Origin of the sequence: Buttiauxella cochleicola, assembly GCF_021282405.1 — a bacterium.
In the GTDB taxonomy this organism is placed as follows: Bacteria; Pseudomonadota; Gammaproteobacteria; order Enterobacterales; family Enterobacteriaceae; genus Buttiauxella; species Buttiauxella massiliensis.
The window spans coordinates 46988-63732 of record NZ_JAJSOU010000003.1 but is presented as its reverse complement, the minus strand read 5'-3'; the positions used below and the strand labels follow the sequence as shown (position 1 = coordinate 63732).

Here is a 16745-nt window from a genome sequence, read left to right as displayed (position 1 = left end):
TGGACGTAGCGTGAGCGCCTGAAAGCACGGTAAGCTATGCTCATCACACAACTCAAAAGATGGAGTGAGACTTTGGATAAGAAAATTGGATTTATTGGTTGCGGCAACATGGGAAAAGCCATCCTGGGTGGCCTGATAGCCAGTGGACAGGTAATTCCAGGTAATATCTGGGTCTACACACCGTCGCCCGATAAAGTGGAAGCCTTGCGCGACCAGTACGGTATTAATGCGGCGCAAAGTGCACAAGAAGTGGCGCAGATCGCCGATATCGTCTTCGGTGCAGTGAAACCCAATGTGATGCTAAAAGTTCTCGGTGAAGTTAATTCCAGCCTGAATAAAGATACCGTGGTGATTTCAATTGCCGCAGGCATTACGCTGGATTCGTTGGCTAAAGCATTAGGCCATGACCGCAAAATTATCCGCGCAATGCCTAACACACCAGCATTAGTGAATGCAGGTATGACCTCGATTACGCCAAACGCCCTGGTTACTTCAGAAGATATTGCCGATGCGGTGAATATTTTCCGCAGCTTCGGGCTTGCCGAAGTCGTCTCTGAAAACATGATCCACCCGGTCGTTGGTGTCAGTGGTTCAGCACCGGCTTATGTCTTTATGTTTATCGAAGCTATGGCTGATGCCGCAGTGCTAGGTGGAATGCCGCGCAAGCAAGCGTATCAGTTTGCAGCACAGGCAGTGATGGGTTCAGCCAAAATGGTATTGGAAACAGGCCAGCATCCTGGTGAGTTGAAAGATATGGTGTGTTCACCGGGCGGTACAACGATTGAAGCGGTAAAAGTTCTGGAAGAAAAAGGGTTCAGAGCCGCAGTGATGGAAGCCGTAGTGAAATGTATGGCCAAATCCGAGCACTTGGGTAAATCATAATTTTTCTGCCCTCTCCTGCAATGGGAGAGGTTTTAAGCCGCTATATCGGCGACCTCTGTGCGGCTACGACCCAGGTTTTTGGCTTTATATAGCGCCACATCGGCCGCTTTTAGCCATTCGCGATAATTAACCATACTTTTATCAAATTCCGCCACTCCTACGCTGATGCGCAGCGAAATACGCGGTGCATGAGGTATGCGAAACTCTTCAAGATATTCCCGTACTCGTGCCATTGCCTGTATTGCGCTTTCTTGAGCCGTGCCGGACATAATTACGCCAAACTCATCCCCACCAAAGCGCCCGATAACATCGGTAATACGCAGAGTCAGTTGCAGATGCTCGGTAAGCGCCAGAATAGCCTCATCCCCCACATCGTGCCCGTATGAGTCATTAATTGATTTAAAGTAATCAATATCAATGAGTAACAAAGTGGCACTACGCTGGTAACGCTGGCAGTTATCATACTCGCCATGCAGCAGGTGCTCCCAGTGGCGGCGGTTATATACACCCGTCATGCCATCGCGAGTGCTCATATACATTAAACGCCGTTTATGTTCGGAGAGTTTGAGCGCAGTTCGGTAACTGACCAGGCCAAAGTAAGTCGGGTAAATCAGCAGGAATGGTAGGCAAATCCATACCTGTGATGGCATGGTTTGTAGATTGAGCGGCATGTGAAACAAACCCAACGTCAGCAGGCAACTCAGCACAATTACACCCAAGCCACCCAGGAACAATTTCAATCCGCCACAGCCGACGTTATTCATACACAACATTGCGATAATTAGCGCTGATGGTAAAGCGTTCAACCCCATCACCGCAATCCACACGCCACCCATCAAAGAATCGACCATTAAGTTACGGATTTCGGCTCGAGCGGGATCGGATGCACGATCTGCAGTTTGCCATGCGAAGTGTGGCCAAATAAAACTATAGGCGACCAGTAGCAACCACCACCACCCCGACACCGGTTGCATAACGAGCACTGAGGAGACACAGAAAAAACCTGTCGCTAATCCTATGATTCGAGGGATGTAAAGTCGTCGGGCAAATCGTCGCGCCGAGCGATGCCGGTCTTCATCAAGGTACGTTGCGCTCTCCATAAATCCCCCAGGAAGCCATCTTCCAGAACTGTGTTCATCTTTCATGATAATTAGGAACATTCTGAAATATTTGCCGTAATTATAGAAAGTTTAATCCGGGGGAAAGTATGATTTTATGAGTGAGTCAGCGAACCGACTCACCCATTTAGGCTATCAGGATTGTTTTTTCAGGCAATTACTCATAAAAGTTTTTCGTGTATCGCCGGATAATGTTTTTTTGCCTGCTTCAGCATTACAGTCTTTCATTTTCTGCTGCTGCGGCGTCAGACTTTTATCTGCTGGCGCTGACTGACTGTTTTTCAGGCAATTGCTCATATACGTTTTACGGGCGTCCCCTTTCAGAGTTTGAGAGGTCGCCTGTTGGTTACACGACGTCATACGTTGCTGCTGCGGCGTCATCGCTTTATCTGCCGCCGCCGCCGACCCCATCACACCCGCCATTAACACCATTATCAATACAGTTTTCATAGCACCATCCTTTTTATTGTGGTGCATTAATTTTGGTCTGTAGTTGGGAAAATGGCGAACCGGCAGGCCGTGTATTGCTCTGTCTATTGCTTAAGCGAAGCGATAAAGCGCAGCAATCGGCACCGGGTTTCAGGGGGATTAAAATGTACCAGGAGAGATAAGATAGCTGGAAGCTAATGTAGTTTAGTTATTCTAATTAATAATAAGAAAATAAATATTGTGAAACTCCCACAAAAGAAATTAAGAATAGATGAAATCAAGTAGCCAGAGGAGTCAATAATCGCGATAAATATTGTTTAAGCACAGTATTATCATTAGCAGTCACTGAATCATCAGGCTGAGTTTCATTTAAAGCATCTTCAATATTTTTGATTATTGCTAGTCGTTCGCTGCGCTCCATTCTTTCGAGAATGGCGAAAATCACTATTTCCAGGGCTTCTATCTGTGCAACAAACTCTTTTGACTCTTCTTCTTTTTCAGCGAGTTTAGTCAGTAACTCAGAAATAAGGTTTTTCATAGTTCTAACCACCAGGGATTTGAAGCATGACGTTAGCATTATGATTTCAGATTGCCTAGAGGCTGAAGCGAATATTTTTATATGACTTATTAAATATGTGCCGGAGCCCAAAAATATTATCAGGTAACTATTCCGACACTAAAATGAATGACAACTATGGTATAGTAATTTCATGACTGACTATTTTTTAAGCAATCAATAAAAAATAGCTTCAGAATAAATGGGATAAATTATGAGCCAAACTGTTTTCTCTGGGCATCTTGTTGCTTTTTGCGCCGTAACATTACCGCCAGTTGCCAGACATTCAGCAATACAACCAACGCGGTAGCAAGAAATACCCAACGGTAACCCGCCATCGCGGAAACGCCAGCCCCCATGAGCGGCCCAACAACGTTTCCAAGATACATAAATGACTGATTATATCCAAAAATTCTTCCTGTAACCTGGTCACTGGAATACTTAACTAGCAAAGTTTGAACCGCAGGTAGCATCGCACCATCTGCAAAGCCAAGTAAAAAGCGCAATACAGCCAATTGCAGCGGTGATGTTACCCAGGACATAGCAAAAAATAATATTACTGCAAAGATTAGCGTCGCCATTAATACTCTGGCTGTGCCGATTCTGTCTCCTAACTTACCTAATCTGGGAGCAGAAATAAGAGCTGATATACCTGGAACAGCAGCAATAAAACCACTAATGAATGCAATATTATTGCTTTCAGGGGAAAGATGCTTGATGAAAAGGGCAAGTATTGGCCCGACTGAACCATTACAAAGTTGAATGACCATCGTGGTGACGAACAGACTTATCATTAATTTAGGATAAGGTAATGACGCAAACACAGCTTTACCCGATAAACGATCGGCCTTGCTAATATTGGGACGCGCGCCTTCTTTTATCAGAAATAACGTCACTAAAAAACTTACCATCAACAATGCAGCCGTGACGTAGAAGACCATCCGCAACCCAAGGGTATCAGCCATATATCCACCCAAAAGTGGACCAACAATAACACCACTGATTTGTGCGGTGGAAAGTGTACTTAACGCCCAGCCACTGCGTTCTCTTGGAACTTGAGAAGCCACCAGCGCCATCGCGTTTGGAATATAACCGGAGGTTAACCCCATCACAGCGCGTAAAATAAAGAGTTGCCAAACATTAGTCGCAAATGCCTGTAGCAAAATAGCGACCGCCATGCCCAGAGAAGCACGCAGCAGCATTAATTTTCGGCCTTTGCGGTCTGCAAGGCTTCCCCACATCGGAGAAACAATGGCGGACACCAGAAACGTCACGCTAAAGGTCAGACCCGACCACATTGATAACGCTTCGTGAGAAGTCACACCAAGTTGTTCTACATAAAGCGGTAAAAACGGCAGTATTTGGCTAATGGCAAGCCCGGTAAAAAAACAACCGAACCACACCGAGATAATGTTGACCTTCCAGGATTCCATACCGTTTACGCTTTATTAGTGGGATAAAAAGAACAGCAGAATAATGTGAAGTTTATCATACAAATTAATTTTATCGACAAAGCCCATGGCCGCGCATCCCGAGATGGAAATGGTCAGCATGCGCTGCGTTGTATTCTGGTCCGAGGGAGTTGCCAAAAAATGGGCAGCCATTTTCAAACACGGCATGAAGATATTCCCGCCCTTTCCCATTCGCACGCCAACCCTTCAGGACGCTGATTTGTTGCTTGTTGGCAAAACCAAATCCACTGATATCCAGCGCATCCGCCGTGGCATGCTCGCTTAAACGAGCGCCTTCTCGATTGTAAATATTCCGACAGGCGAAACTGCCTAAGTGATTAATGCGTGTGAGTTTGCTGTCAAATTCTGTTTGCGCTAGCGGTGCCGCGCGTTGGTGAACAAACATTGTGCTGCTTACTGCCAATGGGCAACTAGCCAGAAAACTGCTGCTCAGCGTAACACTGCCAAAATCCTGCACGCGTACAGCATCGGTCAGCGGGCAATTGCCAGTGGTATCGGACACCCTACGGAAATTCAGCTGCCCACGGGATTTTGCCTGTTCTAACAGTGCAAGGCAGGCTTGCGGATGATTAGCCAACGCCCGGAGTTTATAGCGCGTGACCAGCGTCGGCGGGTCATCAATGGAAAGTGGGGCAAACGGATTGTACTGCGCGGGCAGCCGCTCATAGAGCCAAAAGCCAGCCGTCGCCACGATGACCATTCCAATCACAATCGTCACTCCTTTTGCCATCCCATCACCTGATATTGTTTACGGAATAATCATTATAGAAGCCGGTCGGTTTTAAGCGGCAGGAAGCACATGAATCCTCGTAATGAGCGTGGTATGTTGTCCGCCTTTGTACTGTTTAAGGATGGATTTGGGCATGGCAAAACTGCGGGTTGGTATCGTGTTTGGGGGCAAGTCAGCTGAGCACGAAGTTTCATTACAGTCGGCGAAAAATATTGTCGACGCCATTGATAAATCAAAGTTTGAAGTCGTGTTACTGGGTATTGATAAACAAGGCCAGTGGCATATCAATGATGCGTCCAACTATCTGTTAAATGCAGAAAACCCGGCATTAATCGCTCTGAATCGCTCAGGGACTAATGTTGCCGTAGTGCCTGGTCAAACAGAAAACCAACTGATTGAATCCTCCTCCGCCGAGTTTTTAGCGCCTGTAGATGTCATTTTCCCGATTGTTCACGGCACGTTGGGCGAAGATGGCTCTTTGCAAGGCATGCTGCGCATGGCTAACTTACCATTCGTTGGCTCAGGTGTGCTGGGTTCAGCCGTAAGCATGGACAAAGATGTCACTAAGCGCCTGTTACGTGACGCTGGTCTGAATGTTGCTCCATTTATTACCCTCACCCGTTCAAACCGAAACAAAACCAGCTTTGCCGAAGTCGAAGCAAAACTTGGCCTGCCATTGTTTATTAAACCTGCCAACCAGGGTTCATCCGTCGGCGTCAGCAAAATAAACACCGCTGAGCAATATGAAACGGCAGTCACGTTAGCCTTCGAGTTTGACCATAAAGTTGTGGTGGAAACCGGCATTAAAGGCCGTGAGATTGAATGTGCTGTGTTAGGTAACGATGAGCCACAAGCGAGTACCTGTGGTGAAGTGGTGGTAAGCAGTGATTTCTACTCTTACGACACTAAGTACATCGATGATAAAGGCGCGCAAGTTGTTGTTCCTGCATCTATCCCGGCAGATATTAACGACAAAATCCGTGAGATTGCAGTACGTGCTTATCAGACCCTGGAATGCAGCGGAATGGCGCGAGTTGACGTATTCCTGACAGCTGATAATGAAGTCATTATCAATGAGATCAACACACTGCCAGGTTTTACTAATATCAGCATGTATCCAAAACTGTGGCAGGCAAGCGGTTTAGATTATCAGACACTGATTACACGTTTAATTGAACTGGCTCTTGAGCGCCATCTACAAGATTGCGCTCTGAAGAGTTCGATTACGGCCTAAGCCTTACTCTTTCGCCGTCTCCGTATCCTCGGGTTCTGGACGACGGCGAATAATAAACCCAGCCAGCCAGAAACAAATTACCCAAGTCACAAGCCCAACAGCATAATTTTGCCAGCCTTCGGTTTTAAACCCCAGCAAGCCAATCACACCATTCAAAATAAAGATCAAACCAATCGCTACAGCGTAATAGTGCCAGTCACGGCGCATTTTTAAAGAGAGTGTTTTCGCAGACATGGTGCAATCCGTCAGGGCAAAAAGAGGACTTATTGTGGCATAGGGAGAAACGAGAATCCGCACGTTAATGCGGGCTAAACAGAATATTGTTACGCAAATTCCATTTAAGTTACAAATATGTGATCTCAAACATACATTCACAAACCAGGAGCATTCCGCCCGTTAAATTACCAACAATCTGATATTGACAACCCATATGACCTGCCAAACTCAACGCAATTGAAGTAGCAGGCCGCAGCCTGAATCGTTTTACTGTTGCATGGGAGGTCGTGATGGCTGATATGAGTTTGTCGAAACAGGTTGTTCCTGTAATAACCACGATTTCAACAACGAAAGCAGAGGGATCTACCCGGAGTAATCTGGCTTACGCTGTGTTCATTTTGTTCTGCTTTTGGGTCGGTACGCAGATACTGAGTTTGATGGTTCACTCTCCTGGAGTACTTGAACATCTCGCGCAGGGTAATGATGCGTCACGTCCGCACATTGAAATGGGATTTGCAGTAAGCACTGTATTTGGACTGGTGCCATTCCTCGCAGGATGTACGGTCATCGGTTTGATTAGCCTTGCGCTAAAATTCTACCAACGCCACCATTTTTAAAGGTGTCTTATCCAATGCAGAGCCGAAAACTTCGTTCGTAGGGCGGGTAAGCAAAGTATCACCCACTTAGCCGCCCTGGCAGTCTGACTTACAATTTCATACAGGCTGCACGCCGCTCATCAACCCGCTTTGCAAACCATGCTGTCGTCAAATTACGCGTAATTTTCGGACTCTCAAGCGTAATACCCGGCAACATTTCACGCGGCAATTTCTTGCCCGCTTTTTTCTCTGCTATCGCATAAACCTGCTGGTATAACTCCGTTTTTTCGAAGTCGATGCTGTCACCTTTTTGCAAAGCACGATGAATCTGGCTTTCGCCCATGTCGAGTTTGCCTGCCAGTTTCCTTACTGCCAGTTCAGTGCTGCCTGCTTTGTCGGTGTTATATAAAATTAAGTCGCCATCCAGCTCCAGTTTCACACCGGTTGCCTTACTGACCGCACTCTGGAATGCCGCATTACGACTGGCGTACCAGCCCGCATTGAAGTCGGCAAAACGATATAGCGGCTGAGTATAATTTGCCGGGTAATTCAGCAAATGATAGGTACCGAACCATAATCCACCACGCCGAGTGAACACTTCCTGGCGCACTGTGCCTTCCATCTTCCACGGGTAACCTGAAGTGTGCTGCTCAGCAAAAGCGATGCTAACTTGCATTGGCCCGCCAGTGTGTACCGGGTTCAGATTGCCGAAAAGTTTCTGCCCCATTGGTACCATGTCGATAAAATCATCAAAGATCGCACTCAGCTGCCCTTCGGTTTTCACATTATCCAGGCGCTCGCTGTAGCTCTTCCCATTTGGCGATTTAATTAATAACGCGGTGTGGACCAGAAAAACCGGGATATGCATTTTTTCAGCGCGACGGTCGATCTCCTTCCAGGCAATTTTGTTTAGATTTGGCACCGCCGGGTCAGCAACCAAATTGGATTCCTGCTGCGCCACCGCCAACACCGAACAGATATTCTCTTCACTTGGGGCAATATTCTGGCTCTTAAACGTGGTTGCCAAATCCTTAGCCCAACTGTTGCGGTCTTTCACGCTGGCAGGGATTTTTTGCTTCACTACACTTTCAACATCAACAGGTTTTTTGGTTTCCGAAACAGAGGGCGTGCTTTTAGTGGCACACCCAGCCAGGACAAAAATAGCACCGAGGCTGAGGGCAAAAAGCCCATGCTGTCTGCTTAAAGTGACTGTGGTCATAACGTTCCGTTGTAATTGTTTTCTAACGCAGGATGAAACAATAGCAGTTCTGCAATCTGCCGTTTATCAGAGATTGACTGATAAATGCTAAGGGCCATCGGCTCGCTGACATAAAGTGCGATCTTCTTGACATAAACTTGACACTTATCTGCCTGGTCAGTAATTTCACATGTAATTACTGACCAGGCAGATATCATGAAAAACAATCCGGGTATTATCGACAACAAATTTCATCTCGGTTTGCTTATCCACCTTGCGAACCAGTTTAAAGACCAGCTTATCAGCCAGTATTTCTCTGGTATGGATATTACCGCCGCGCAATTTAAGGTGCTGATTAATATTTATAAAGGCGTCACAAGCCCGGTCGAAATCAGCAAAACTCTAGTGATGGATGCTGGCGCAATGAGCCGCATGGTTGATCGTATGGTCAAACGCGAACTGATCGTTCGCTCCCCAAATCCACACGATAAGCGCCAGGTGATTCTGGCTCTGACCGATAAAGGCCAGATAATTTGCGACCATTTTCAAAATGAAGCGCTCGCCTCAATCATCGGCGATCTCACCGCACGCCTGACGCAGGATGAATCGGAACAATTGGTAGCGTTGATTACCAAAATGTTGCCCGACGACATTACTGCGCCACATCGATAACAGCGAATAAAGGCCAAATAATGGAAACCACTCCAGAAGTCCACGTTCAGCGTTCCAGTAAGCGCAAACGTAATTTTATTATTCTTATCCTGATTCTTGTGCTGGCAGCCGCGGGGTGTCTGGCCTGGTATTTGTTATATGCGCGTTATTACGAGTCAACTGACGACGCCTATGTGAATGGCAACCAGGTCACGTTAACGCCGCAGATTGCAGGCACGGTGACGCAGGTGAGCGTTGACGAAGGTGATTATGTGCAAAAAGGCCAGCCGCTGGTGCTGCTTGATCCGAGTGATACCGAAATCGCGCTTCAGCAAGCGGAGGCCAATCTGGCGAATACCGTTCGCCAGGTTCGCGGGTTGTACAGCACTGCGGATAATTACCGTGCACAAGTCGCAGCGAAAAAAGTCGCCCTGCAAACGGCGCAAAACGATTACGCTCGCCGCCAGAAAATCTTCTCAACCGGCGCTATAGCGGCTGAAGATCTTTCCCATTACCGCGACGCTGTGACCAGCGCACAGAGTGATTTGGCCGCCGCACAAGAGGCGTTACGCACCAATACCGCGATGGTGGATGACACCGTTATTGATAGCCATCCAGAGATCAAAAGCGCGGTCGCCACTCTTCGCCAGCGTTACCTTGATAACTCACGTAGCACTATCGTTGCGCCGGTAAGCGGGTTTGTCGCTAAACGCGCCGTGCAACTGGGGATGCGAGTGACTTCAGGCACCACGCTTCTGGCTATCGTGCCGCTCAATGAAGTGTGGGTGGATGCCAACTTTAAAGAAAGCCAAATGAACACCATGCGCCTGGGGCAAAAAGTGACGCTCAACGCCGATCTGTACGGTGATGATGTGGAATACCACGGCACGATTGAAAGCCTGGGGATTGGCACCGGTAGCGCGTTCTCACTGCTGCCTGCCCAGAACGCCAGCGGTAACTGGATCAAGATTGTTCAGCGTTTGCCTGTTCGTATCACACTTGATCCACATGATATGCAGAAGCACCCATTGCGCGTGGGTCTGTCGATGAATGTCCGTGTCGATATTCGTGATGAAGGCGGCCATCTTCTGCCACAGCAAACGGTTAGCGCCCCGCGTTTCACCACGGATGTGTATCAAAACCCGCTGGCTGAAGCGGACAAACTGGTGGCTAAAATCCTTCATGACAATAGCAAAACGGTAGCCGCAAGCGCCCGTTAAGAGAGACGTTATGCAAGATAAGGCTGCATTTACGCCTCCCAATATGTGGCTGGCGGTGCTCGCGCTGTCGCTGGCTACATTTATGCAGGTGCTGGATTCCACCATCGCCAACGTGGCGTTGCCGACCATCGCCGGTAATCTCGGCGTCAGTGCGGATCAAGGCACGTGGGTTATCACTTCGTTTGCAGTGTGTAACGCTATTGCCCTACCGCTGACCGGCTGGTTTACCCGGCGCTTTGGGCAGCTCAAGCTGTTTATTGGCTCGGTGGTGATGTTCACCCTCACCTCGTTCCTGTGCGGTTTTGCACACAGCATGACCGAGCTGATTTTCTTCCGCGCGCTGCAAGGTTTCTTCGCCGGGCCAATGTTCCCGATGTGCCAGACGCTGCTGCTGGTTATATTCCCCTCCAGCAAACGCAGTATGGCGCTGGCGCTGCTGTCGATGGTGACCGTGGTTGCGCCGATTGTCGGGCCGATTACCGGCGGTTGGATCACCGATAATTACTCGTGGCCGTGGATTTTCTATATCAACGTGCCGATTGGGATTTTCGCCTCGATTGTGGTCTGGACGCAGTTACGTGCTCGCGAAGAAACCACGACACACGCGCCAATCGACTATATCGGTATTGCGTTGTTGGTGCTTGGCGTTGGGCTGCTACAGGTGGTGCTGGATAAAGGCAACGATCTCGACTGGTTCGCCTCGCCGCACATTATTATTATGTCGGTCATTTCGGCTATCTCACTGGTTTCGTTTGTGATGTGGGAACTGGGCGAACGCCACCCGATTGTGAACCTGCGCCTGTTTAAGGATCGCAACTTTGCGATTGGCACGCTGTCGCTCACATTGGGTTATGCCGCATTCTTTGCCATCAATATTATTTTGCCACAATGGCTGCAAACGCAGATGGGTTATACCGCGATTTGGGCCGGGCTTGCCGCCGCGCCAATGGGGGTGTTACCGCTAATGATGACGCCGATTATCGGGCGCTACGCCAGTAAGTTTGATCTGCGCATTCTGGCTTCGCTGTCGTTCCTGACCATGGGCGCGTCTTGTCTGATTCGCGCGCAGTTCAACACCGATGTGGATTTCCGCACTATCGCCGAAGTGCAGTTGTTTATGGGGATTGGCGTGGCGTTCTTCTTTATGCCGATTACCACCATTGTGCTGTCGAATTTGAACGGTGCGCAAGTGGCAGAAGGTTCCGGCCTGGCGACGTTCTTCCGCGTGTTAGGCGGCTCGTTTGCCTCTTCACTGACGACGTGGATTTGGTCGCGCCGTGAGGTTTTCCATCACGCCAACCTTACGGAGAGCGTATCCAACTACAACCCGGCGGCGGTGGATTATCTGGATAAAATGGGTGGCGCGACGCAGCAGCATATGGCGTTTATCGATAAAACCATTGAGCAGCAGGCGTACATGATGTCGACCATCGATTATTTCTGGATTTTAGGCTGGGGGTTTATGGCGCTGATTATCGTGATTTGGTTCGCGCGCCCGCCGTTTGTACGTTCGGGCGCACCAAGCGCTCCGTCTGCGGGGCATTAAATTAAATGGGCGGGGAAAATTCCCGCCCATTTTTTTAGACTGACTCGCTCGCTGCTTCTACCGGAATATCCTGCAACGTGCGCTCAAAGCTGCGCAGACGTTTATAGATAGACATCAGCTCAACAAGCGTAGTCCACGAGCTAATCAAATACTGGAATGAACCACGAACCTGACCAAACACGTTGGTGATTTGCGTCATCAAGCCAAGCGTAATAGTCCCAGCCACAATCGATGGGAACAGCAGGAACAAGCCGAACACATTATCAACCTGCAAGTAGAGAATACGTGCAATGTTGAAGTACATATAATGGAAATAGAGTCGGAAATAGTTTCTGCGCACACCATCAAACAGCTCTTTTACTGTTGGTGGAGAAGCACGAGATGGGTCGTCCTCGCCATAAACCAGCTCTTTACGGTACGCCGCTTCAACACGCTGATTTTTGAACTCAAGCCCTGGCAGTTTAATCCCTACCACAGCCAGCAACCCTGTTCCCAGAAGTGACCAGATAATGGCAGCAATCACCAGACCGTAAGGAATATGCCCAACAATCGGTAAATCTGGAACGTGAGCTGACAGAGTGACTAACACAGGCAGGAAGGCAATTAACGTCATAATCGCGTTAATAAAGCTGACGCCCATATCTTCGAGAGTGGAAGCAAAGCGCATGGTATCTTCCTGCACACGCTGTGCGGCACCTTCGATATGGCGCAGCATCTGCCAGTTCTCCATGTAGTATTCGTTCATTGCGGTACGCCAGCGGAAGACATAGTGGCTGACGAAAAAGTTATTCATCACACCAACGATCACCGCAATCAGTGCAATACCGAGAAATACGCCAACCTCATGATAGAACTGCTCAATGGTCACTTTATGGGGAGAACTGAGCGCAGTCTGGATTAAATCGTAGAATGGGGCATACCACGCATTCACCGCCACCCCGACTTCCACCAGGAACCAGGTCACGAAAATAATCAGCGAGGAGCCGAGAATAGACCAATACTGCCAACGGTGCGGGCTGTAGATAAACCAGAATAGTGCAAACATACCCACGCAAAGAGCGTAATAGGCGTAAAACACTAGATAGCTTATCGACCAGAAACGAGCAGCACTGATTGGCACTTCGCCACTCGCGCCGGTGATATGCTCAAGCCAGTTGCCTCCACCAGCCTGCCAGAAAATAACGGCGATCATTGCCCAGATAAAAGCCGACACGAAAAATGCTGTCGGGCGTGGGAAAAACGATTTAAACATTACAACACTCCTGAAAACACACTCTTATTGTTATAACTTTCCCGGAAAAATAAGGCTCACTGAATGTTGTATCAAGAGATGTAAGGGTTAGTGCAGCTCTACCATTGCTCAAGGATTTCTGCGGTAGATTTTACCCGCAGAGTATTTCCAGGAATCGTAAAGTTACGCCAGACATCGTTGTAATGCTCGATCAACACTTCAGCAAGAGCCGCCGGACGATTTGCTGTGGTATGGGCGTCAAGGGCAACAGTCATGGCATAGCCGCGACTGGCTCCATTTTTAATAGTAGCGTCCACGCAATAATCTGTGGCACAACCGCACACCACAAATTCGTTTATTTTGTGGCGTTGAAGCAGTTCATCAAGTTCCGTGCGATAAAAAGCGTCACAGGCTGTTTTGGTTACATACAGCGCATCGGCTGGCTGTATTAGCTCAGGTAACAAACTAAACGCCGTGCTCCCCTGCTCAAAGCCAGGTTCTGTATGTTGGATGAAAATAACTTTTTCTGCGGCATCGATCAGTTGGTTAATACGAGTCGTGCAGGTTTCACGGTTAAAACGTGGGGTATCAAATACCCCGTTTTGCATATCGATAACCATCAGTACACGTTGGGCAGGCATAATTAAGCTCTCAATGAACAAGGAAGTCATGAGCGTAGCATAAGCCTGGTTTTGCTTTAAACCGTGTAAAGTTTGGGTTGACCGTCAGGCCGGGTTTTAAAACGACGATGCAACCAAAGGTACTGTTCTGGCGCACGCATAATTTCATGCTCAATTTTACGGTTCATATATGCCGCTGCGGCTTGTTCATCATCGAGCGGGTAATCATTCATCTCTGGCCCAATAACCAACTGATAACCTGAGCCATCAGATTTACGGTACAGAACAATTGTAAGAAGCACAGGCTTCGCCAGACGGGCAATAGTGTAAGTCCCGTTGGTGGTTGCTGCCTGCGGTACAGCGAAGAAGGGTGCAAATGAACTGCCTTTTGGGCCGTAATCCTGATCGGGTGCAAACCACACCGCTTCACCGGACTTAAGCGCCTTCACCATGCCTTTCAAGTTACGCCTGTCGATCATGGCTTTATTGGAACGAGAGCGACCACGGGTCTGCACGAACTCCATCGCTTTATTATTGTGTGGGCGATACATCGCCATCATTGGTCGGCAAAGGCCCATGACGCGGCCACCTAATTCCAGCGACATGAAATGCACGCCAATGGCCAGAACGCCTTTCCCTTTATCACTAGCTGCAGTGATGTGTTCAAGGCCGCTAACATCAAACCATTTCCGAACCCGCGCATCAGACCAAAACCAGGCCATTCCTGTTTCAATCAACCCCATCCCCAACGAGGAGAAATTCTGCTTAACGAGTTCTTCAATTTGCACGTCGCTATAATGCGGGAAGCAAAGTTTGAGATTCTGACGAGCAATAGAAACCCGGCGTTTAAGAAAACGCATTGATGCCCGACCAATTAAGTCGCCCATTTTAAGCAGCACGGGATATGGCAGTTGCACCCAAAGCCACAAGATGGCAAGACCAAACCAGGTCAGCCAATAGCGAGGGTGAAGGAGATCTTTTCGAAATGACGGTTTGCTAGACATTTTCTGCTTCTTTATGCGTAATTGGTGTGTATCGCATAAGGAGTTAAATCATTAGCGGTACAGCGAGGTGCCATAACTAAGACGCGATCGGGCAGTAATAGTTGCAGCACAGTAATCAATGTTCCGCTGATGATACGCATTTTCTGATCAAGCTATGTATAGGAGTTGTCAGTTTTTTTGCTTATTTCCTACAATTACATCAGCAACAGGCGTTATACGCACTTTTAAGCTCAAAAAACAGACAACAAAAGTCTGATTTTGTTCTTTCTAAGGTAAAACGCAACCAATCACTCCCCCATTCCTGATGAATAAATTTTCATCTTTTCACCTGTCGCAAACCGATATTTGTGCCAATACTTATTGGGATTTCCCTACATACTTCAGGAACCTGGCCCTATGAAAAAACTAACATTAGCCTTATTTTCAAGCACTCTTTTGTTCGCATCCGCAGGAGCATTTGCCGAAAACCCAGCTACCAGTACCTCAGGTATGCAGGCTGAGAAAGAACAACTCAATAACCCGGGCCATATTATTGATGACTGCCGTGCAGCTGGAAACGAAAACAAAAAAGGCTGCGAATCAGGGCACGAAATGCGTTCTGAGCACAAAGGCGACGATAAAATGCTTAAAAAAGGCGGCACAACTGACGACGTAACGCAGAAAGACGTACAAAAAACTAACTAATATCAGGTGCACCACGGCGACAAGCAGTGGTGCATTACTGAGCGAAAAACTCGTTGAAATGGCGCGTTACGCTTTTTCTTATCACATTCCTCATTTTCCGCGTTTGCGCAGCGCCATAGAGTAGTATAAATACGATCAATATCGCTTCTCTTCGTTTATGGATTACCTGCGTTGAAAATTCTTCTCCCGCGTCTTGCGGCGCTCGTTATTGCTGCGCTGCCAATTTTGAGCTTTGCACAAACATCTCCCGATCCGGTTTTTGCCTCCGAGATTGCAGACCGTTATGCCAACCATATTTATTACGGCAGCGGAGCTACGGGTATGGCAATGGTAGTGATTGATGGTAATCAGCGCGTTTTCAGAAGCTTTGGTGAAACACGGCCCGGAAATAACGTCCGTCCGCAGCTTGACTCTGTTATCCGCATTGCATCGTTGACCAAGCTGATGACCAGTGAGATGTTGGTAAAAATGTTGGATCAGGGAAAAGTTCAGCTTAATGATCCGTTAAGTAAATATGCCCCGTCGGGAGCCAGGGTCCCAACATACAATGGTAACCCCATCACTCTTGTTAATCTGGCTACGCATACAAGTGCCTTACCCCGTGAACAACCCGGCGGTGCGGCTCATCGAACTGTGTTTACCTGGCCGACACGCGATCAGCGCTGGAACTGGCTTGCCACTGCAAGTTTAAAGAGCTCTCCAGGTACTATCGCCGCTTATTCAAACCTTGCTTTTGACTTGCTGGCTGATGCCCTGTCTCAGGCAGCAGGGAAACCGTATCCCGCACTGTTCGAAGAACAGATAACTCGCCCACTAGGGATGAAGGACACCACGTTCACTCCTTCACCTGACCAGTGCAAACGCCTGATGGTCGCTGAAAAAGGGGCGAGCCCGTGCGATAACACACTTGCGGCAATTGGAAGCGGTGGTGTTTACTCCACGCCTGATGACATGATGCGCTGGATGCAGCAATTCCTGAGCTCTGATTTCCATCGCCGTAATACCCAGGCAGACAGAATGCAGACGCTTATCTATCAACGTACTCAACTGACTAAAGTGATCGGCATGGATGTCCCAGGAAAAGCAGATGCTTTAGGGCTTGGCTGGGTATATATGGCGCCTAAAAATGGCCGACCAGGTATTGTGCAGAAAACTGGTGGTGGTGGTGGCTTCATCACTTATATGGCAATGGTCCCGGAAAGCAATGTCGGCGTTTTTGTCGTTGTCACTCGCTCATCATTAACTCGTTTCGTGAATATGAGTAATGGTGTGAATGATTTAGTTTCAGAATTAAGTGGGTTTACCCCACAGACTAGCCCCGCCTCTTAAGTGGTAAAGCAGGTCGGTATGCCGACCTG

18 protein-coding genes are annotated in these 16745 nt (G+C 48.2%); 8 read left to right on the top strand and 10 right to left on the bottom strand.

The window, feature by feature from the left end:
- Positions 1-72 precede the first annotated feature (72 nt).
- On the top strand, positions 73-882 hold the full coding sequence (gene proC, locus LVQ79_RS04700) for a pyrroline-5-carboxylate reductase (RefSeq protein WP_232864075.1): 810 nt from the start codon (positions 73-75) through the stop codon (positions 880-882).
- 32 nt (positions 883-914) lie between these two features.
- On the opposite strand, the gene adrA is transcribed toward proC, so the two are convergent.
- From adrA to LVQ79_RS04675, 5 genes are all read right to left on the bottom strand, one after another.
- On the bottom strand, positions 915-2042 hold the full coding sequence (adrA, locus tag LVQ79_RS04695) for a diguanylate cyclase AdrA (RefSeq protein WP_370639829.1): 1128 nt from the start codon (positions 2040-2042) through the stop codon (positions 915-917).
- Between the two features lie 93 nt (positions 2043-2135).
- Entirely contained in the window at positions 2136-2450 is a 315-nt protein-coding gene (locus LVQ79_RS04690) for a PsiF family protein (RefSeq protein ID WP_232864073.1), read from the bottom strand.
- A 256-nt stretch (positions 2451-2706) separates the two neighbouring features.
- Positions 2707-2967 carry an anti-adapter protein IraP gene (gene iraP / locus LVQ79_RS04685; protein WP_232864072.1) on the bottom strand — a complete coding sequence of 87 codons (261 nt, stop codon included), beginning with the start codon at positions 2965-2967 and terminating at the stop codon, positions 2707-2709.
- 230 nt (positions 2968-3197) lie between these two features.
- On the bottom strand, positions 3198-4418 hold the full coding sequence (locus LVQ79_RS04680) for a multidrug efflux MFS transporter (protein ID WP_151995565.1): 1221 nt from the start codon (positions 4416-4418) through the stop codon (positions 3198-3200).
- 70 nt (positions 4419-4488) lie between these two features.
- Entirely contained in the window at positions 4489-5187 is a 699-nt protein-coding gene (locus LVQ79_RS04675) for an extensin-like domain-containing protein (RefSeq protein ID WP_232864071.1), read from the bottom strand.
- 133 nt (positions 5188-5320) lie between these two features.
- On the opposite strand from LVQ79_RS04675, the gene ddlA reads away from it, so the two are divergent.
- Positions 5321-6421, top strand: a complete 1101-nt coding sequence (gene ddlA, locus LVQ79_RS04670) for a D-alanine--D-alanine ligase (RefSeq protein WP_232864070.1) — start codon at positions 5321-5323, stop codon at positions 6419-6421.
- Between the two features lie 3 nt (positions 6422-6424).
- Here the strand turns inward: ddlA and LVQ79_RS04665 are convergent, their stop codons facing one another.
- Positions 6425-6655 carry a DUF2754 family protein gene (locus LVQ79_RS04665; RefSeq protein ID WP_134184091.1) on the bottom strand — a complete coding sequence of 77 codons (231 nt, stop codon included), beginning with the start codon at positions 6653-6655 and terminating at the stop codon, positions 6425-6427.
- 272 nt (positions 6656-6927) lie between these two features.
- Between LVQ79_RS04665 and LVQ79_RS04660 the strand changes: the two genes are divergently transcribed.
- The gene (locus LVQ79_RS04660; protein ID WP_370639828.1) at positions 6928-7254 is read left to right on the top strand and encodes a DUF2755 family protein; all 327 of its coding nucleotides are present in this window, start codon (positions 6928-6930) and stop codon (positions 7252-7254) included.
- An 88-nt stretch (positions 7255-7342) separates the two neighbouring features.
- Here LVQ79_RS04660 and LVQ79_RS04655 read toward each other — a convergent pair whose 3' ends face one another.
- Positions 7343-8452, bottom strand: a complete 1110-nt coding sequence (locus LVQ79_RS04655) for a DUF1615 domain-containing protein (RefSeq protein WP_232864069.1) — start codon at positions 8450-8452, stop codon at positions 7343-7345.
- A gap of 195 nt (positions 8453-8647) precedes the next feature.
- Here LVQ79_RS04655 and LVQ79_RS04650 point away from each other — a divergent pair, with 195 nt between their 5' ends.
- Genes LVQ79_RS04650 through LVQ79_RS04640 form a run of 3 tightly spaced genes read left to right on the top strand, consistent with a single transcriptional unit; the run spans position 8648 to position 11848 of the window.
- Positions 8648-9103 carry a MarR family transcriptional regulator gene (locus tag LVQ79_RS04650; protein ID WP_232864068.1) on the top strand — a complete coding sequence of 152 codons (456 nt, stop codon included), beginning with the start codon at positions 8648-8650 and terminating at the stop codon, positions 9101-9103.
- A 20-nt stretch (positions 9104-9123) separates the two neighbouring features.
- On the top strand, positions 9124-10302 hold the full coding sequence (locus LVQ79_RS04645; RefSeq protein WP_232864067.1) for an HlyD family secretion protein: 1179 nt from the start codon (positions 9124-9126) through the stop codon (positions 10300-10302).
- A 10-nt stretch (positions 10303-10312) separates the two neighbouring features.
- Positions 10313-11848: a DHA2 family efflux MFS transporter permease subunit gene (locus tag LVQ79_RS04640; protein WP_232864066.1), complete on the top strand. Its 1536-nt coding sequence runs from the start codon at positions 10313-10315 to the stop codon at positions 11846-11848.
- 34 nt (positions 11849-11882) lie between these two features.
- Here LVQ79_RS04640 and sbmA read toward each other — a convergent pair whose 3' ends face one another.
- The 3 genes from sbmA to lpxP all read right to left on the bottom strand — a co-directional run bounded on the left by sbmA (position 11883) and on the right by lpxP (position 14703).
- Complete coding sequence (sbmA, locus tag LVQ79_RS04635; RefSeq protein WP_232864065.1) at positions 11883-13100, bottom strand: peptide antibiotic transporter SbmA; 1218 nt, start codon at positions 13098-13100, stop codon at positions 11883-11885.
- Positions 13101-13198: 98 nt separating this feature from the next.
- Complete coding sequence (locus LVQ79_RS04630) at positions 13199-13720, bottom strand: isochorismatase family protein (RefSeq protein WP_151995573.1); 522 nt, start codon at positions 13718-13720, stop codon at positions 13199-13201.
- Between the two features lie 56 nt (positions 13721-13776).
- Entirely contained in the window at positions 13777-14703 is a 927-nt protein-coding gene (lpxP, locus tag LVQ79_RS04625) for a kdo(2)-lipid IV(A) palmitoleoyltransferase (RefSeq protein WP_232864064.1), read from the bottom strand.
- Positions 14704-15099: 396 nt separating this feature from the next.
- Here lpxP and LVQ79_RS04620 point away from each other — a divergent pair, with 396 nt between their 5' ends.
- Positions 15100-15387 (top strand): hypothetical protein, encoded by a 288-nt coding sequence (locus LVQ79_RS04620; protein WP_232864063.1) that lies wholly within the window; start codon positions 15100-15102, stop codon positions 15385-15387.
- Positions 15388-15564: 177 nt separating this feature from the next.
- Entirely contained in the window at positions 15565-16716 is a 1152-nt protein-coding gene (gene ampH, locus LVQ79_RS04615) for a D-alanyl-D-alanine-carboxypeptidase/endopeptidase AmpH (protein ID WP_370639831.1), read from the top strand.
- Positions 16717-16745: the final 29 nt, after the last annotated feature.